Here is an 18,630-nt window from a genome sequence, read left to right on the forward strand (position 1 = left end):
GCAATGAAATGGCGCGCCATCGGCACAATTGCAACGGCAGGTTACAACCGCCCGCCTTTCCAGACCACGCGGCCGATTACCTGCGCATCGCGCGCATCGACGTCGATCGGGGGATAGGCTTCGTTCTGGCTTATCAGTGACAGCCGCTGCGATCCGATCGCCTGAACACGCTTTACCAGCAGTGTATCGCCCAGCCTCACGACATGGATGCCGTCGCGCAGCGCACGCGGCGTGCAATCGACGAGGATTTCATCGCCATCACGCAGCACCGGCTCCATCGAATCGCCCTGAACCGAAATCGCGCTGAGCATTTTGGGGTCGAGACCCTGCTCGCGCAGCCAGAGGCGTGAAAAGCCCAGCGAATCAAATGCCAGTTCGGACCCTTCCAGCGCGCCCGGACCGGCAGACGCGCCCATCGGCAGACGCGGGATATCGGCGTAATCATTGCTGCGCCTGACCGCGGTTGCCACTTCCTGACTGGCGCCCAGTTCGGTTTCGTCGATCCCGAAGAATTGCGCCAGCGTGCGGCGGTCCTGTTCCTCCAGCTTGCGCGGGCTCCCCTTGCGGATGAACTGCTGGAGATAACTGGCGTTGCGCCCGATCAAATCGGACAATGACGACAGGCTGACACTCCTGTCGCGGGATAGCGATAACAGACGCTCACGCGGTGCTGCGTCGGTAATTTCCTGCGCGTTTTTCATTTTTCCTTCCTACATGAAAGATTTTTCCTAGACAAGTAGGATTTCACCGCCGAATTATCGGCTTCCAACACTTCGATTCGTTCGCCAACTTCTAATCACAGGGTCGCACATGCTGATAAGAACCATTGAAAAATTCCTCCGCCAGACCGGAATGCCGGCAACCAAATTCGGGCGATTGGCCACGCATGATCCGCGTTTCGTGCTTGATTTGCGCAATGGCCGCCTGCCCCGCCCCGCAACTGAAGAACGCGTGGAACATTTCATGAACACTTATGCGGAGCCAGTCAATGCAGATTGATGCTGGACCAAAGATTCGCGGCCCCCGACGGCCGCGAAAATCGCTTGGCGAGCGGCTGCGCGCTGCGCTGCTTGAGCTATCCGGCGGTCATGGCACAATCGAACGCCATACCGAACGGTCTTGGGCCAGCATCACTTTTGCCGGAACACGCCACACATTCGATCTGTCGTTTGACGGCAGCGAAGCGATAGAGGGCGGCGAACTGCTTATCGCGGAGCTCACCGAACACGAATTCTGCATCCCGGGCCAATTGGTTGCGGACGCGGCGATCATATCTGCCGATCATACGGTGCTGCCGCACCCGCAGATCCGCGTCAAATTCGAGCTTTTATTGCTGGAGGATGCCTAATAGCCGCGCGCGGGATCGAATATCGGTTCGAGCGGCTGCCCGGCATGATAACGCCCCAGATTTTCCAGGAAGCGCTGCGCGGATCGCTGGAACATCTTGTCCTGCGCCCGTCCTGACAGGTGCATGGTGATGTGGGCGTTATCCAGGGTCCACAAATCGTGATCTGCGGGTAACGGCTCGGGGTCGGTCACATCGAGGAGCGCCGCGCCCAGCGTCTTGTCCCGCAGCGCCGCAATCAGTGCAGGCTGATCCACCACACTGCCGCGCGCAATATTCACCAGCACGGCGCTGTCTTTCATTGCAGCAATTTCAGCCGCCCCGATCATGCCTTCGGTTTCGGGCGTCCCCGGCACGGCCAGAACGATCCAGTCGAATTCGCCCAGCCTGCCCTGCCAGTCATTCGGCCCGAGAATGTTGTTCCCGCCGGATCGCCTGACGATGGCAACATCCACATCAAAGGCGGTGAGCCGCGTTTCGATCAATTTGCCAATCGCGCCGTAGCCCAGCAGCAGCGCCTTGCTGCCCGCGAGTTCGATCTTGCCGGGCGAATCGGTCAGCCATTCGCGCCGGTCCTGCGCGCGCACCACATCGCGATAACCCTTCGCGTAAGTCAGCATCATCATGACGGTATATTCCGCGATAGTGATCGCGTTGATGCCCGCGCCATTGGTCACTGTAACGTTCCGCTCCGCCAACAGACCGAGCGGCAGAAAATCCAGTCCCGCATAGATCGAATTGAGCCATTTGAGTTTGGCCGCCCTGGTCACCGCCTCGGCCATGGGCGCGTGATCATACAGATCGAACCAGCCGATTTCGGCCTCGGGCACGATTGCCATCAGCTCGTCGGTCGAGGCGAACCAGCGCGGCTCCAGCCAAGCGGGCAGATGCGGTTCGATAGCCGGACGGATCAGCGAGGATAAAACAGCGATAGTCATTGCGGGTTCTCCGGCAGGTGGAGGCATTGGCGAAAGTCGAACGGTCTGGCCGTGAGCGGTGCGACGCCGGCAAAACCGAGATGCGCCGGGTTCATCATGATCACGTCAGCTTCTGGCAACACCGCCGATTGGACCGTAGCGAGAAGCGAGCGCCCAGAGCCAAGCCAGTCGTCGCCGATCCGGCGCTTTTCGTCCTGGTCTTCGACAAACGGCAATCGCTCCGGCTCCCCCTCCACATCGGTCCATCCCAGCACATAATCCTGATCAATTCCGGCAAGGTCGCGCGGCAAATAGCGCAGCACCACCAGTACGGCGAGACCGGGCTCGGACGCAAAATTGATGACCGGCTTGCCCGGCGACACCCAGCGGGCGCCGTGTTTCTCCGGCCCCGAACCATCAAGTGCCAGATAAGGCGCACGGGTGAGGCGCCACAGCCGCATCAGCCCAGCTTCCAGTCCCAGCCCAGCGGATCGCCATCCATCAGTTCGACGCCTTTGGCCGAGAGTTCGTCGCGGATTGCGTCGGACGCGGCGAAGTCTCTTTCCGCCTTTGCGGCCTTGCGACGGGCGAGTGCGTCTTCGATTTCGGATTCGGTGACTGTGGCGTGTTTTGGACGGATGCGGAGGTCGGTGCGCTTCAAATTGAATAGATCGAGCCCCAGAACATCATTCATTAGGTTCAGAGTGGCGAACTTCTCATCTGACCTGATTTTCTTGTCGAACAGCAAGTGTTCAAACGAAGTAATCGCCTTCGGCGTATTGAGATCCTCGCTCATTGAACGGTCAAAAGATTCTGCATGTCGTGAAAGCACCCATTCAAGCGAAGTTGGCGACCAATCCGCTGCAAACGCGCCGCACAGTCTCTCAACGCCCATCACCATCCGTTTCAGCCGGGTCAGCGCGGCCTGCAACCCTTCCCAGCTAAACTCCAGCTCGCTGCGGTAATGCGCCTGCAGGCACATCATCCGGTAGGCCAGCGGGTGATACCCTTTGTCGATCAGCAGTTGCAGGCGGAGGAATTCGCCAGAACTCTTCGACATTTTGCCGCTGCGCTCGACGAGAAAATTGTTGTGCATCCAGATGCGCGCACCGGACGCATCGCTGCCGCAAAATGCCTGATTTTGCGCAATTTCGTTCGGGTGGTGAATCTCGCGGTGATCGATGCCGCCCGTGTGAATGTCGAACGGGAAGCCAAGCAGCTTTTCGCCCATGACCGAGCATTCCAGATGCCACCCCGGCGCGCCCTTGCCCCACGGCGAATCCCATTCCATCTGGCGCGTTTCCCCATCTGGGGTCTTGCGCCAGATGGCGAAATCTGCGGCGTTGCGCTTGCCATCGACTGCGGCGATCCGGCCTTCCCCGTCCTCGGTCACAGCGCGGGCCAGCCGCCCGTAACCCGCCACTGTCGAAGTATCGAAATACAGCCCGCTATCCAGCTCGTAGCAATGGCCCGGCGCAATCTGCTTGCCCCATTCGATCATCGCATCGACATATTCGGTGGCGCGCGGATGGGCGGTCTTGCGGATATTCAGCCGTTGCAGATCCTGCTTGAAATCCGCCGCGTAAAAGGCTGCAATATCCCACGCGGATTTACTCTCGCGCGCAGCCATTTTCTCCATCTTGTCCTCGCCCTCATCGGCGTCGGACGTCAGATGTCCGACATCAGTAATGTTGATGACATGGGTGAGCCTGTAGCCCTTCCAACTCAGCGTGCGGCCCAGCGTATCGGCGAACACATAGGCGCGCATATTGCCGATATGCTGGTAATTATAGACGGTCGGCCCGCAGGTATAAACGCGCGCTTCGCCCTCATGGACGGGCTCGAATGGCTCAAGCTCGCGCGTCAGGCTGTTGTAGAGCTGGAGTTTGCTATCGGTCATCGCGCGCGGCTTTGCCCGCAAGGCGCGCTACGGGTCAAGCAGCGTCGAACCCGACCCAGCGCACCGTGTCATTCACGGGCGTGCGCGGACGCTCGAAATTGTTGATCGGATCGCTTTCATCGCGGTGGCCGATCGCCATTCCGCAGAAGAAAATATGCTCGTCATCTATATCGAGCAATTGGCGCATATAAGTGCCGTACATCGCCCAGATTTCCTGCGCGCAGCTATCCAGCCCTTCCTCGCCCAGCAGCAACATGACCGTTTGCAGCCACATCCCCATGTCCGACCATTGCGGCGGACCCATATATTTTCTGGTGTAAGTGAACAATTGCACAGGCGCGCCGAAACTGTCCCAGTTTTTGCCCATTTGCGCGATCCGTCCTGCCGCATCGCCGCGTTCAAGACCGATGGAATGGAACATCGCCTTGCCAATGGCGCGGCGCTGCTCCTCATAACGGCCATCCAGCCCCTCGGGGTAGATCGCATATTCCATATCCTCACCCATCGGCGCGGATTGGACCTTTTCTTTGATCTTGGCGGTAATGTCCGCAAGCGCATCGCCCGTGACGATCACCGCGCTCCACGGCTGGGTGTTGCCGCCCGACGGACTGAGCGCCGCTTTGTCGAGCACGCGCCGGAGGACTGCCGGATCAACCGGCTGATCAGTAAAGGCCCGGACAGAGCGGCGGGTTTCAACAGCTTCGGTTACGTTCATGATTTGCGGATTTCCCAGGTAAACATACGCGCGTCGCTGCGCCGTCCACAACCTATTGACGAATAGAATGCATCGGCCCTGCTATCACCTGTTTCGGCAAGCACCCATAGATTGGCACAGTTGGCAACCCGGGCTGCCTGACGCGCCGCCCCGATCAAGGCAGTCCCCACTCCGGTGCGGCGCGCATTTTCGGCAACGCCCATCTCGTGAATGAACAGTTCGCGCGGCTTGTCGGGATGGCGATAGATCGAAGCGCTGAGAAATCCGCAAGCGGTTGCGCCGCGATAGGCAATCCACAGGAAGCGCTCGCTTGATTGCAGAAACTCTGCCGTACATTCATAGACCGGCGGCTCGTCAAACAGATCGGAATTTGCCAAAACTTCAGCAATTTCAGACGCGGTTAGCCGTTTGACCGATAAGCGGCCCGCCATTACCTTTTATCATCCTCGAACAATCCAGCCAGCTGCTCGATAATCGTGCCGCCGAGTTGTTCCACATCCATGATCGTCACGGCGCGTTTGTAATAGCGGGTCACATCGTGGCCTATGCCGATGGCGACAAGCTGGACGGGGGACTGTTTTTCGATCCAGTCGATCACGCGGCGCAGGTGCATTTCCAGATAGCCGGCGGAGTTTACGCTCAACGTCGAATCGTCCACCGGTGCGCCGTCCGAAATTACCATCATGATCCGGCGGTCTTCGGGCCGCGCCAGCAAACGGGTGTGCGCCCAGAGCAGCGCCTCGCCGTCGATGTTTTCCTTCAGCAGCCCCTCGCGCATCATCAGGCCGAGATTGCGGCGCGCGCGGCGCCATGGCTCGTCGGCTTTCTTATAAATGATGTGGCGCAGATCATTCAGCCGGCCCGGTGCGGCAGGTTTGCCCTCACCCAGCCATGCCTCGCGGCTTTGCCCGCCCTTCCAGGCGCGCGTGGTAAAGCCCAGAATTTCGGTTTTCACGCCGCACCGCTCCAGCGTGCGCGCCAGAATATCCGCGCTGATAGCTGCAATTGAAATGGGCCGCCCGCGCATCGAACCGGAATTGTCGATCAGCAGCGTAACGATAGTGTCCTTGAATTCCTGATCGCGCTCGACCTTGTAACTCAATGCATGGCCGGGCATGGTCACCACGCGTGCGAGGCGGGCTGCATCCAGCATCCCTTCCTCCTGATCGAAATCCCAGCTGCGGTTCTGCTGCGCCATCAGCCGGCGTTGCAAGCGGTTGGCGAGCTTGGTCACAATGCTTTGCAAACCGGTCAGTTGGCTGTCGAGATAGGCGCGCAGACGGTCAAGTTCCTCGGCATCGCATAGCTCGTTTGCTTCGACCACTTCGTCAAAGCTGTCGGTGAATGCCTTGTAGTCGAAATTGTCGGGCAGATCGGTCCACGGGCGGTTGGGACGCACGGGCATCATGCCTTCTTCGCCGTCATCCCCCGTGTCGCCGTCGGACATTTCGTCATCATCGCCCGGTTCGGTTTCGCTGTCGCCGTCCGCGTCGCCTTCGGTGGGCTCGCCCGCCATTTCGGTCGATTGCGGTTCTGCGCCGCCTTCATCCTCGTCGTCGGTATCCTGATCGTCGGGATTTTCGCCGTCGTCTTCATCACCGTCATCGTCCGAACCGGCATCACCATCTTCGGGCAACGTCAGATCGAGGCGGCGAAGCAGATCGAGCGAAAGTGACTGGAACGCTTCCTGATCGTCAAGCGAGCAGGCCAAAGCATCAAAGCCGTCGCCAGCGCCGGTTTCGATAAATTCGCGCATCAGATCGACACCGGGCCTTGCGCGGTCCGGGATCGGCTGTCCGGTCAGCTTTTCGCGCAGCAGCAGCGCAAGCGCGGATTCCAGCGGCACATCGGCAGCGGTTTGCGCGCGGGTGATTGCATCGGATGCCGTGCGAAGGTCGCTCGCCGCGCCGATATTCTCCGCAATCCCGGCATAGCGCCGCGCGCCAAGCGCTTCGTATCGCACCAGTTCCACTGCATCATAGGCGGCCCGCGCGACGGGTTCGGCGGGCATATTTTTCTGATGCAATGTTTCGCTATGATGCCGCAGTCGCAGCGCGAAACTATCGGCAAATCCGCGCGCCTCGGCGGCCTGGTCGCGCGGCAGGCTGCGGCCCGGGAGCGGCACTTTCATGGCCTTGCCCGACAATGTCGGCGTGTCTGCGCTCCAGCCAAGTTCGACCTCCGGCTCATGTGCGAGCGCGCGCGCAGTGCCGGTTAAAGCCTGTTTGAACAGGTCGAGAGGTGTCTGGTCTGCCAATTTATACGCTTGGTTGGAGGAAGCCTGGATCAGAGGATGCTTTGGCCGGTTTTTGCCCAATCGGCCATGAAGCCTTCGATGCCCTTGTCGGTCAGCACGTGGTTGGCCAGCGCCATGATCACCTTGGGCGGTGCAGTCATGACGTCGGCACCGATCAGCGCGCTTTCAAGCACATGGGTCGCGTGGCGCACGCTGGCGACGAGGATTTCGGTGTCGAACAGGTAATTGTTATAAATCGTCCGGATATCGCGGATCAATTCCATCCCGTTCGTGCCATTATCGTCGTGGCGTCCGACAAATGGCGAGACGAAGGTCGCCCCCGCCTTGGCCGCAAGCAGCGCCTGATTGGCACTGAAACACAGTGTGACATTGACCATCGTGCCATCACCCGTCAGCGCCTTGCACGTTTTCAGCCCGTCAATCGTGAGCGGCACCTTGATGCAGACGTTGTCCGCAATTTTGCGCAGCACGTGTGCTTCTTTCAGCATCGTTTCATGATCGAGCGCGACCACCTCTGCGCTGACCGGGCCATCGGTCAGGCCGCAAATTTCCTTTGTGACTTCCATGAAATCGCGGCCCGATTTTGCAATCAGGCTGGGGTTTGTGGTTACCCCGTCGAGCAGACCGGTTGCAGCCAGTTCCTTGATATCGTCAATCTCGGCAGTGTCGGCGAAGAATTTCATAAGGCGCTCCGGCTGGTGATTCTTCGGCAGGGTATAGGAAAGCCCCCGCCGCTAAACCACCCCTGCCGGATTATAATCCCGTGCCGAACACTCCGATAATCAGCGGATCGTTTGTCGCGCGCGGATTTTCGCGGATCAGCGATTCCTCGCGGCCAATCTCGCCCCAGATTATGTCATCGACCTTGCCGGAAATATTGCGCGCGACCCCGGAAAGATCGACACCGGCCAGCGCGGAGATCGCTTGTCCGACCAGCGGATCTTCGGCGATCCGCATTGCCTGGCCCAGTTGCGGGACCATCGCGTTGATCAATGTGCCCCCCATTTCGCTGCGCAGGAAGCCGGTCGCCGCGCGCGGTCCGCCGCGCACCAGCGCCTCGGCATTGCGCCAGCCGATCGTGCGAACCGCATCCGCCACCAGCGGGGCTGCGCGGTCGGCACCTTCTTCGGCAACATCGGCAAAGGCACCCTCGAGGCGGCGCTTGAACAATGTCGAGGTCAATATACCTGCCAACACATTGCCGCGCGCACCGAGAAACTGGTTCAACCCTGCTTGCGCGACCTGCTGATCCCAGAACCCGCCGTCTGCGGTCAGCCGGGCAAAGGCGCGCTCGCTGGACAGCAGCAACAGGCGCGACAGGGCATCGGTCAGTCCAAAGCCCGGCAGCGCGGCACAGCCCGGCAACGCAAGCGCGGCAGTGCCCACACCCATACCGGCAATAAAATTCCGGCGGCTGGCGGCTTTATTCATGAAATCGGTCATCGCTGCGTCCTTATCCTTGTCGCGGAGGTATTGTCCCGCCCATATAGGACGCAAGCACATGAACCGCGTCCGACTCCTCATATTCAATGCCGCACTGGGCCCCCTGGACTACCGCGTGCCTGACGGCATGGATGTAGGCCCGGGCTCGGTTGTCCGCGCGCCGCTGGGGCCGCGCGAAATTGTCGGCATTGTCTGGGAACCGGAACGGTTGCAGGCAGATAGCGTTCCTGACGCCCGCCTGCGCCCGCTGCGCGGGGTCATGCCGGTACCGCCGCTGAGCGCCAGATTGCGCCGCCTGATCGAATGGACGGCCGACTATTATTGCGCGCCGCTGGCATCTGTGGCGCGAATGGTGCTGTCCAGCGGTGCCGCGCTGAAAGGCGCCGCCACAATGACCGAATACCGGCTGAGCGGGCGCGAACCTGATCGAATGACCCCCCGGCGTGCCGTAGCGATGGACGCGCTGCAGGGTGAGCAGGCGACGATCCGCGAGCTTGCGGAATTGTCCGGCGTGAGCGAGGGCGTGCTGCGCGGCCTCGTCGGTCAGAACGTTTTGGAACAGGTCGAGGTCGATATCGACCGCCCCTATCCGCTCGCGCGCGCCGATCATGATCCGCCTGAACTGGAACCGGGCCAGCAGGAAGTATCGGCGCGGCTGGTGGAAGCGGTGGAAGCGGCAGAATTCGCGCCATTCCTGCTCGACGGGGTGACCGGGTCCGGCAAAACGGAAACCTATTTCGAAGCGCTCGCCGCCGCGCTCAGAAATGGCCGTCAGGTGCTGGTGCTGCTGCCTGAGATCGCGCTGACGGAGGCTTTTCTCCGGCGGTTCGAGCAGCGGTTCGGGGCGCCGCCGATCGTGTGGCACTCCTCGCTCAAATCGACCGAACGCAGGCGTGCGTGGCGCGCAATCGCGAGCGGGCGCGCGCAAGTGGTGGTCGGCGCACGGTCATCGCTGTTCCTGCCCTATAAAAACCTCGGGCTGATCGTGGTGGACGAAGCGCACGAAGTTTCCTTCAAACAGGACGAGGGTGTGCGCTACAATGCCCGCGATGTCGCAGTCATGCGCGCGCGGTTCGAAAATGTGCCGGTGGTGCTGGCCAGCGCGACACCCGCGCTCGAAAGCCTGCATATGGCCGATAGCGGGATTTACGAAAAACTGGTGCTGGCAAGCCGTTTCGGCGGCGCGCAACTGCCCGAAATCGGAATTGTCGATCTGCGCGAGGAAAAGCCCGAACGGGGCCGCTGGCTTGCACCCAGACTGGTGGAAGAACTCAAGCTGCGGCTGGAGAAAGGCGAACAATCGCTGCTGTTCCTCAATCGCCGCGGTTATGCTCCGCTCACTTTGTGCCGCCATTGCGGTTACCGCTTCCAATGCCCCAATTGTTCCGCATGGCTGGTCGAACACCGGCTGAGCCAGCGGCTGGCCTGCCATCATTGCGGGCATGAAACACAGCCGCCCGGGACTTGCCCGGAATGCGGCGAACCCGATTGTCTGGTTGCTTGCGGGCCCGGCGTGGAACGGATCGCCGATGAAGTTCGCGAAATAATGCCCGGCGCCCGCGTGGCGGTGGTAACATCCGACACGCTAAACTCGCCCGAAAAGGCTGCACAATTCGTGGCAGAGGCCGAATCCGGCGTGATTGACGTTATCGTCGGGACGCAGCTTGTGACGAAAGGGTTCCACTTCCCCGAACTGACTCTGGTGGGCGTGGTGGACGCCGATCTTGGGCTGGAGGGCGGCGATCTGCGGGCCGCCGAACGCACTTACCAGCAAATCGCGCAAGTGGCGGGCCGTGCAGGGCGCGGGAGCAAGCCGGGCGAAGTGCTGATCCAGACACGCCATCCGGAGGCCGCCGTCATCGCCGCACTTGCAGCGGGCGACCGCGACGCATTTTACGAAGCGGAAACCGAATCCCGCCGCGGCGCGGGCGCGCCGCCGTTCGGCCGCTGGGCCGCGATCATCGTATCGAGCGAGGATGAAGCCGAGGCCCGCGACGCCGCGCGCGCAATCGGCGGAAAACGGCCACAAATGGACGATCTCATGGTGCTGGGCCCCGCCCCTGCTCCGATGGCACTATTACGCGGGCGCTACCGCTACAGGCTGCTGATAAACGCGCGGCGTACGGCTGCGTTGCAGGATGTGATCCGCGCATGGCTGGCCGAATTCAGGTTTCCCGCCGGGGTCAGGGTCGGGGTTGATATCGACCCATATAGTTTCGTCTGAAACCGGCGGGAAAGCCCTGCATTTACGCTTTAAAGCCATTGTAGCTTGGCCTCGCGTCAGCATTTGCTATGCGGGGCGCCATGAACGCCGCACTGGACCCCAAACACGAAGCAAAAATGGCTAGCGACACTCCGCTATTCGCGGCGTTGCCGGGCGATATCCGCGCATCTTTCGAATTCTTTCCGCCCAAAAGCGAACGGATGGAAGCGCTGCTGTGGGATGCGGTCCAGCAATTGGCACCGCTGCATCCCAGCTTCGTATCGGTAACCTACGGCGCGGGCGGTTCGACGCGCGAGCGAACGCATAACACGGTCGCCCGCATCATCCGCGAGGCCGGGCTGCCCGCTGCAGCGCATCTGACCTGTGTCGATGCCAGCAAGGCCGAAATCCGCGAAGTGGCCGAACAGTATTGGGAAGCCGGTGTCAGGCATATCGTGGCCCTGCGCGGCGATGCGGGCGAGCCGGGCTTGCCTTTCAAGCCGCATCCCGAAGGCTTCGCCAATGCCGCACAGCTAGTGCGCGGATTGAAAGACATCGCCGATTTCGAAATATCGGTGGCAGCCTATCCCGAAACCCATCCCGATGCGTCATGTCCCGATAGCGATATCGACAATCTGGCACGCAAACTGGACGCCGGGGCAACCCGCGCAATCACCCAGTTCTTCTTCAGCGCAGACACTTTCTTCCGCTTTCGCGACAAGCTGGCGGCGCGCGGGATCGATGCACCGGTCGTGCCCGGAATTCTGCCGGTGACCAACGTGGCGCAAGCGCGAAAGTTTGCCGGCGCTTGCGGCGCGCAAATTCCCGACTGGATGGACGGACTGTTCGAAGGTCTGGACGCGCGCCCTGCCAGCCGTCAGCTGGTTGCAGCAACCATCGCCGCCGAACTGTGCCGCAGACTGTATGCCGGCGGCGTCAGGGACCTGCATTTCTACACGCTCAACCGTGCGGAGCTGGCTTATGCGATTTGCCATCTGCTCGGGATGCGTCCGGCAGAGAATACCGCATGACTGTTCGTGAACAATTCCTGCGCGAAGCGGGCAAGCGGATATTGGTGAAAGACGGCCCTTATGGAACGGCAATCCAGAACGAAGCCCTCGATGAAGCAGGCTATAAAGGGGCTTACGAGCTTGGCTTCGACCAGAAGGGCAACAATGACCTTCTGAACCTGACACAGCCGGCAATTATCGCAAAAATCTGCGACCGGTATATTGCAGCGGGCGCGCATGTTCTGGCAACCAACACGTTCAATTCCACCCGCATCAGCCAGGCCGATTACGGCGCGGAAGCATTGGTGCCTCAGATCAACCGCCGCGCCGCCGAGATCATCCGTGAGCGGATAACCGCCGCAACCCAGGCAGACGGTATTCCGCGCTTCGTTGCCGGGGCGATGGGCCCGACCAACAAGACACTGTCGCTGTCACCCGATGTCGAAGACCCCGGCTTCCGCGAAGTGACCTTTGACGAGGTCGCCGAAGTTTATCTGGAACAGGCGTCAGCCCTGCTGGAAGGCGGCGCAGACTTCATTCTGGTCGAGACGATTTTCGATACGCTGAATGCCAAGGCCGCGATCATGGCGGTCCGTACACTCGCCGGGCAAATGGACCGCGACATTCCGCTGATGCTTTCCATGACGCTGACCGACCTTTCGGGACGCAATCTGTCGGGCCATACGGTCGAAGCATTCTGGAATGCCGTCCGCCATGCCAAACCGCTTACGGTCGGGCTGAATTGCAGCTTCGGGGCGGAACAATTGCGGCCGCATATCCGTGTGCTCTCGGACAACGCCAATACGCTGGTCATGGCCTATCCCAATGCCGGGCTGCCCAACGATCTGGGCGAATATGACGAATTGCCCGAAACCACGTCTGCGCTTGTGCGCGAATGGGCCGAAAACGGGCAGGTCAACGTGCTTGGCGGGTGCTGCGGTTCCACGCCCGAGCATATTGCGGCGATTGCACGGGCCTGCGAGGGCCTCGCACCGCGCCCGCTGCCCGACCTGACCACTATCACCCGGCTTGCGGGTCTGGAACCTTTCGAGATTGCCGCCTGATGACAGCCCGCAACACGGCCCGTTTCGTCAATGTCGGCGAACGCACCAATGTAACCGGATCAGCCCGCTTCAAGAAGCTGGTCATGGCGGACGATTACGAGGCTGCGGTCGAAGTCGCGCGTCAGCAGGTCGAAAACGGCGCGCAGATAATCGATGTGAATATGGACGAAGGGCTGCTTGACGCGGTCCACGCCATGACCACGTTCCTGAAACTGATCGCTGCCGAACCCGATATCGCCCGCGTTCCGGTGATGATCGACAGTTCCAGATGGGAAGTGATCGAAGCGGGTCTGAAATGCGTATCGGGCAAACCGGTCGTCAATTCGATCAGCATGAAGGAAGGCGAAGAGCAATTTCTAAGCCAGGCTCGCAAATGCATGGATTATGGCGCTGCTGCGGTGATCATGGCATTTGACGAACAAGGCCAGGCCGACACCAAAGCCCGCAAGGTCGAAATCTGCAAGCGGGCTTATGATCTGCTGACCGGAATCGGCTTTCCGCCCGAAGACATTATCTTCGATGCCAACGTTTTTGCGGTTGCCACCGGGATCGAGGAACATGACCGCTACGGCCTCGACTTCATCGAGGCGGTGCGCGAAATCAAGGCCGCGTGTCCGCACGTTCTGACCAGCGGCGGCCTGTCAAACCTCAGCTTCAGCTTCCGCGGCAACGAACCGGTGCGCCGCGCGATGCATTCGGTGTTTCTTTATCACGCAATTCCTGCCGGCCTCGACATGGCAATCGTCAATGCAGGGCAGCTGGATATTTACGACCAGATCGATCCGGTCCTGCGCGAAGCCTGTGAAGACGTCATTTTGATGCGCCCCGTCAAAGGCGCGGAGACTGCAACCGAACGACTGATCACGCTGGCCGAAAGCTATCGCGGAACCGATGCGGCACAGGAAAAAGCTGCTGCCGAATGGCGCGGCTGGGCTGTTGAAAGACGGCTGGAACACGCGCTGGTCAAAGGGATCGATGCGGATATCGTATCCGATACCGAAGAAATGCGTGCCGCGACCGAGGCGGCTGGCGGACGGCCGATCGAAGTCATCGAAGGGCCGTTGATGGACGGTATGAATGTCGTCGGTGACCTGTTCGGCAGCGGCAAGATGTTCCTCCCGCAAGTGGTGAAATCGGCCCGCGTGATGAAGAAGGCCGTTGCCCATCTGATCCCTTATATCGAGGCCGAAAAGGCCGAAGGCGCGCGCGCCAAGGGCAGGATCGTGATGGCGACCGTCAAGGGCGATGTGCACGATATCGGCAAGAACATCGTTGGCGTCGTGCTGCAATGCAACGGTTACGAAGTGATCGATCTGGGCGTCATGGCTCCATGGCCCAAAATTCTCGAAGCCGCGCGGGAACACGGCGCCGATATGATCGGTCTGTCAGGCCTGATTACCCCCTCGCTTGACGAGATGGTCACGGTTGCCGAAGAAATGCAGCGCGCGGGGATGACCATGCCGCTGCTGATCGGCGGCGCAACCACCAGCAAGGTCCACACCGCGCTGCGCATCGACCCGGCCTATGACGGGCCGGTAATCCATGTGCTCGATGCCAGCCGCGCGGTTGGCGTGGCGTCGCAATTGCTGTCCGACACGCAGCGTGACGGTTTTGTCGAAAGCACGGCCTCGGATTACGAGCATGTGCGCGATGTCCGCGCCGGCAAGGGGCAAAGCGCGCTGCTCAGCCTCGAAGATGCGCGGGCGAATTCCTACGATCCTTATCTCAGCGACAAGGCGGCACCGCCGCTGCAACCGGGTGTACACGTGTTCGACGACTGGCCGCTGGCCGATCTTCGCGAATATATCGACTGGACGCCGTTTTTCCGCGCATGGGAACTGCATGGCAATTATCCGGCCATCCTGCAGGATGATGTCGTAGGCGAAAGCGCAACCAGCCTGTTTGCCGACGCGCAGGCGATGCTCGACCGGATCATCGGCGAAAAATGGCTTACCGCACGCGGCGTCTGCGGGTTCTGGCCCTGCGCAAGGGATGGCGACGATGTGACGATCCACCGCGTCAACCGCGAGGAGCATTTGACGCTGCCCTTCCTGCGCCAGCAAGTAAAAAAATCGCGCGACCGCGCCAATATGTGTCTGGCGGATTTTATCGATCCGGCAGGTGACTGGATTGGCGGTTTTGCCGTAAGCATCCACGGGATTGGCGAACATATCGCCCGTTTTCAGGCCGATAACGATGATTATTCGGACATTCTGCTAAAGGCGCTGGCCGACCGGTTTGCCGAAGCATTCGCCGAACGGTTGCACAAGCATGTCCGCACTGATCTGTGGGGTTATTCTCCTGCCGAACAACTGTCGAATGAAGCGCTGGTCAAAGAGAAATATCGCGGCATCCGCCCTGCGCCGGGCTATCCGGCCTGCCCCGATCATTCGCTTAAACCGATCCTGTTCGATCTGCTCGATGCGGAAAATGCTGCCGGCATTTCGTTGACCGAAAGTTATGCAATGCTGCCCACCGCCGCTGTTAGCGGGTTTTATTTTGCCCATCCCGAAAGCCAGTATTTCGGCGTCGCACGAATTGGCCGCGACCAGTTGGAAGATTATGCCAGCCGCCGCAAAATCGACTTGTCCACCGCGGAAAAATGGTTGCGGCCCAACCTCGACTAAGGCACATATCGGGCATGAACATCCGTCCATTTTTCCTTGTTATTCTGGCTATTTGTCTGGCCGCTTGCGGTGATAGCGCACCAAATTACGCAGCGAACGATCCGGTGCCGCAACACGTGGCAACATCACTGCAGTCCAAAGTGCTTGGCGAGGCTCGCGATATCGCGATCTGGCTACCGCCGGAATATGCCGCGAACGATCAGGACTATCCCGTGGTCTATATGCCCGATGGCGGGGTGAAGGAAGATTTCCCCCATATTGCCAATACGCTCGCCGGGATGATCGCGGCCGGCGAGATTGCGCCGGTCATTCTGGTGGGTGTTTCAAATACCGAACGGGGGCGCGACATGACCCCGGCCTCCACCACCGATTACGACAGGGATTTCGGCCCGCAAACCGATGGTGCGAAGAATTTCCGCGCCTTCTGGCGTGACGAATTGATCCCGATGATCGAGCGTCAATATCGGACAAATAGCGAACGCGCGATTGTCGGCGAATCGTTTGCAGGACTGTTCATTATGGACAGCTTCTTCCGTGAACCGGAGGTTTTCCAACGCCATATCGCCATCGATCCGTCGCTGTGGTGGGATGATTTTGCGCTTGTCAAAATGTCCGAGCGAAATCTGGGGGCGACGGACACGAACGGCATTACCTTATGGTTTGCCGGGTCGGATGCCGAAGACATCAATATTCACACCACCGCTCTGGCAAGGGTGCTGCGGATCAGCGCGCCCGATAGCTTGCGATGGAAATATGTTTCGATGCCCGAAGAACAGCACAGCACAATCTACCGTGCCGCAAAGGAAGACGCATTCCGCTGGGCGCTATGGCCCGCTCGGACACAATCCGCCGCCAACCGGTAAGCCGTTCGGCACTGAAGCCGCTCTCGCGCATTGGCATGATATGGCCGGCCCTGTTCTTGTTCCGATCCTTGGCGATCAGCTGACCCGCACTCTTGCCAGCCTGCGCGGCAGAACCAAGGATGACACTGTCATTCTGATGATGGAAGTTCGCGAGGAAGCGACTTATGTCAAACATCACAAGATCAAGATCGCGCTGATATTCTCCGCCATGCGCCATTTCGCTGCCGAACTGGAAGATGCCGGTTGGTCCGTCGATTATGTCGCGTTGACCGACGATGGCAATACGCACAGTTTTTCCGGCGAGGTCGAGCGCGCGGTCAAACGTCATTCCCCGCGCGAAATGAAAATTACCGAATCGGGCGAATGGCGGGTGCAGCAGGCGATGAAGCAGTGGGCTGGCGACGTGTCCTGCCCGGTCGAAATTCTGGACGATGACCGGTTCCTTTGTTCGATCCCCGAATTCTTCGGTTGGGCGCAGGGGCGCAAATCGCTGCGGATGGAAAATTTCTACCGCGAGATGCGCCGCAAGACCGGCCTGCTGATGGATGGTGACGGTCCTGAAGGCGGCGAGTGGAATTATGACAAGGAGAACCGCGCGCCGCCCGACAAGGACATGTCACCGCCCGACACGCCCAAGTTCAGCCCGGATGAAATCACGTGCGAAGTGATGGCACTGGTCGAGAGCGAATTTGGCGACCATTTCGGAAAACTGGACAATTTCGGTTGGCCCGTCACATCTTCAGACGCCGACAAGGCTCTGGAGGCATTTATCGAGCAGCGGCTGCCGTCATTCGGCAAATATCAGGATGCGATGGTGCACGGCTCCGATGATCTGTTCCATTCGATGCTGTCAACGTCGATAAATCTTGGCATCCTTGACCCCGTAGAATGCTGCGAGAAGGCGGAGGAAGCCTACCGGAACGGCAAGGCGCCGCTCAATGCAGTTGAAGGTTTCATCCGCCAGATTATCGGCTGGCGCGAATATATCCGCGGTATGTACTGGCTGGAAATGCCGGAATTGGCTGAGGCAAATGCGCTGGACGCAAATCGCCCGCTGCCGGACTTCTACTGGACCGGCGAAACCGATATGCGTTGCATGGCCGACTGCGTCCGTTCGACCCGCGATAATGCCCATGCCCACCATATCCAGCGCCTGATGATTCTGGGCAATTTCGCGCTGATCGCGGGGGTCACCCCCCAAGAAGTCGAAGCCTGGTTTCTGGTGGTCTATGCCGATGCCTATGAATGGGTGGAACTGCCCAATGTGGCGGCAATGGCACTGCACGCCGATGGCGGAAAACTGGCGACCAAACCCTATGCGGCGAGCGGGAATTACATCAACAAGATGTCGGATTACTGCAAGAAGTGCCATTACTCACCCGCCAAGAAGACCGGCGAAGGCGCTTGCCCTTTCAACCCGCTGTATTGGGATTTTATGGTTCGAAACCGCAAATTCCTGGAAAAGAACCCGCGCGTTTCCAGAGTGTTTTCAACCTGGGACCGGATGACGGAAGACAAGCGCGGTGCATATCTGGACAGCGCACAGCAGGTGCTTGAGCGGCTCAAGCCTGCAAAACCGGGATGGGCGCGTGACTAGGCCGTGTAAGCCGCCGCCGCCACCGTCCGGAAAGTTTCCATTGCTGCGGTCCAGGGACCCGGACCGTAGCTGATCCGCGCCGCGCCCAATTCCGCCAAGGCTGCATTGCTCGCCATTACCGGCAGCCGCATGACATTGACGGGCAGCGGCGACTTCTCGCTTAATACCGCAATCAGCGTGCTATCACTCAGACCCGGCACAAAGAAACACCGCGCGCCCGCATCCGCATAGGCTGTAGCACGTTCGAGAGCGGCCGGTAATAAAGCCGGATCATTGGCGTTTTCCCCCGCCCGAAGGCGTTCAAGGAATATATCGGTCCGCGCATTCACGAACAGACCGCTATCGGCAACCGCTGCAATCCGCTGCGTCTGGTGCATTGTATCGACCAGCCCCTGGCTGCCGATCACCTGGTCTTCGGAATTGCATCCCACGACACCCAAATCTGCCAAGCTCCTGGCATTGCGCGCGACACCATCGACATCGTCTGCATAACCAGCCTCGAAATCGACAGTCAGCGGCAAATCTGAAACGGCCAGTATTCGCCTCGCTGCGCCGACCAGTAGATCGAACCGAATTTCCTGCGCATCATTGAAGCCCAGCGATCCGGCGAGTGCGGAACTGCCCGTAGCAATCCCAGATATTGCACAACACCAGCGGATTGCGCGGCACGTGAAGCGCGGCAAAATTCT

Annotated in this window: 18 protein-coding genes; 8 read left to right on the top strand and 10 right to left on the bottom strand. The window is 60.0% G+C overall.

Annotation, left to right across the window (positions count from 1 at the left end; translation table 11 throughout):
• Positions 1-41: 41 nt before the first annotated feature.
• Positions 42-701 (bottom strand): S24 family peptidase, encoded by a 660-nt coding sequence (locus WFP06_RS09480; protein WP_336986926.1) that lies wholly within the window; start codon positions 699-701, stop codon positions 42-44.
• 109 nt (positions 702-810) lie between these two features.
• Here WFP06_RS09480 and WFP06_RS09485 point away from each other — a divergent pair, with 109 nt between their 5' ends.
• On the top strand, positions 811-999 hold the full coding sequence (locus WFP06_RS09485; RefSeq protein WP_336986927.1) for a hypothetical protein: 189 nt from the start codon (positions 811-813) through the stop codon (positions 997-999).
• Positions 989-1,348, top strand: a complete 360-nt coding sequence (locus tag WFP06_RS09490) for a hypothetical protein (protein WP_336986928.1) — start codon at positions 989-991, stop codon at positions 1,346-1,348. Before WFP06_RS09485 ends, WFP06_RS09490 begins: the two co-directional genes overlap by 11 nt.
• Here the strand turns inward: WFP06_RS09490 and WFP06_RS09495 are convergent.
• The 8 genes from WFP06_RS09495 to WFP06_RS09530 form a co-directional block, all read right to left on the bottom strand.
• A complete protein-coding gene (locus tag WFP06_RS09495) occupies positions 1,345-2,283 on the bottom strand; it encodes a D-2-hydroxyacid dehydrogenase (RefSeq protein WP_336986929.1) in 939 nt (312 codons plus the stop codon). The genes WFP06_RS09490 and WFP06_RS09495 overlap by 4 nt on opposite strands.
• Entirely contained in the window at positions 2,280-2,723 is a 444-nt protein-coding gene (locus WFP06_RS09500) for an RES family NAD+ phosphorylase (protein ID WP_336986930.1), read from the bottom strand. Before WFP06_RS09500 ends, WFP06_RS09495 begins: the two co-directional genes overlap by 4 nt.
• Positions 2,723-4,162, bottom strand: a complete 1,440-nt coding sequence (cysS, locus tag WFP06_RS09505; RefSeq protein ID WP_336986931.1) for a cysteine--tRNA ligase — start codon at positions 4,160-4,162, stop codon at positions 2,723-2,725. Before cysS ends, WFP06_RS09500 begins: the two co-directional genes overlap by 1 nt.
• A gap of 34 nt (positions 4,163-4,196) precedes the next feature.
• Positions 4,197-4,877: a nitroreductase gene (locus WFP06_RS09510; RefSeq protein WP_336986932.1), complete on the bottom strand. Its 681-nt coding sequence runs from the start codon at positions 4,875-4,877 to the stop codon at positions 4,197-4,199.
• Positions 4,874-5,308, bottom strand: coding sequence for a GNAT family N-acetyltransferase (locus tag WFP06_RS09515; RefSeq protein ID WP_336986933.1), 435 nt, complete (start codon positions 5,306-5,308; stop codon positions 4,874-4,876). Before WFP06_RS09515 ends, WFP06_RS09510 begins: the two co-directional genes overlap by 4 nt.
• Positions 5,308-7,134: a cobaltochelatase subunit CobT gene (gene cobT, locus WFP06_RS09520; RefSeq protein ID WP_336986934.1), complete on the bottom strand. Its 1,827-nt coding sequence runs from the start codon at positions 7,132-7,134 to the stop codon at positions 5,308-5,310. The genes WFP06_RS09515 and cobT overlap by 1 nt, the downstream gene beginning before the upstream one ends.
• 29 nt (positions 7,135-7,163) lie before the next feature.
• On the bottom strand, positions 7,164-7,817 hold the full coding sequence (fsa, locus tag WFP06_RS09525) for a fructose-6-phosphate aldolase (RefSeq protein WP_336986935.1): 654 nt from the start codon (positions 7,815-7,817) through the stop codon (positions 7,164-7,166).
• Between the two features lie 70 nt (positions 7,818-7,887).
• The gene (locus WFP06_RS09530) at positions 7,888-8,577 is read right to left on the bottom strand and encodes a DUF4197 family protein (RefSeq protein WP_336986936.1); all 690 of its coding nucleotides are present in this window, start codon (positions 8,575-8,577) and stop codon (positions 7,888-7,890) included.
• Between the two features lie 58 nt (positions 8,578-8,635).
• Here WFP06_RS09530 and WFP06_RS09535 point away from each other — a divergent pair, with 58 nt between their 5' ends.
• From WFP06_RS09535 to WFP06_RS09560, 6 genes are all read left to right on the top strand, one after another.
• Positions 8,636-10,801: a primosomal protein N' gene (locus tag WFP06_RS09535; protein WP_336986937.1), complete on the top strand. Its 2,166-nt coding sequence runs from the start codon at positions 8,636-8,638 to the stop codon at positions 10,799-10,801.
• A gap of 80 nt (positions 10,802-10,881) precedes the next feature.
• Complete coding sequence (gene metF / locus WFP06_RS09540; RefSeq protein ID WP_336986938.1) at positions 10,882-11,811, top strand: methylenetetrahydrofolate reductase [NAD(P)H]; 930 nt, start codon at positions 10,882-10,884, stop codon at positions 11,809-11,811.
• Positions 11,808-12,854, top strand: a complete 1,047-nt coding sequence (locus WFP06_RS09545) for a homocysteine S-methyltransferase family protein (protein ID WP_336986939.1) — start codon at positions 11,808-11,810, stop codon at positions 12,852-12,854. The genes metF and WFP06_RS09545 overlap by 4 nt, the downstream gene beginning before the upstream one ends.
• On the top strand, positions 12,854-15,481 hold the full coding sequence (gene metH / locus WFP06_RS09550; protein WP_336986940.1) for a methionine synthase: 2,628 nt from the start codon (positions 12,854-12,856) through the stop codon (positions 15,479-15,481). The genes WFP06_RS09545 and metH overlap by 1 nt, the downstream gene beginning before the upstream one ends.
• A 14-nt stretch (positions 15,482-15,495) precedes the next feature.
• Positions 15,496-16,344 (top strand): alpha/beta hydrolase, encoded by an 849-nt coding sequence (locus WFP06_RS09555; RefSeq protein ID WP_336986941.1) that lies wholly within the window; start codon positions 15,496-15,498, stop codon positions 16,342-16,344.
• 40 nt (positions 16,345-16,384) lie between these two features.
• Positions 16,385-17,941, top strand: coding sequence for a cryptochrome/photolyase family protein (locus tag WFP06_RS09560; RefSeq protein WP_336986942.1), 1,557 nt, complete (start codon positions 16,385-16,387; stop codon positions 17,939-17,941).
• Here the strand turns inward: WFP06_RS09560 and WFP06_RS09565 are convergent.
• Positions 17,938-18,624: an isocitrate lyase/PEP mutase family protein gene (locus tag WFP06_RS09565; RefSeq protein WP_336986943.1), complete on the bottom strand. Its 687-nt coding sequence runs from the start codon at positions 18,622-18,624 to the stop codon at positions 17,938-17,940. The genes WFP06_RS09560 and WFP06_RS09565 overlap by 4 nt on opposite strands.
• Positions 18,625-18,630 lie beyond the last annotated feature (6 nt).

Origin of the sequence: Altererythrobacter aquiaggeris, from assembly GCF_037154015.1 — a bacterium.
Lineage (GTDB): Bacteria > Pseudomonadota > Alphaproteobacteria > Sphingomonadales > Sphingomonadaceae > Aestuarierythrobacter > Aestuarierythrobacter aquiaggeris.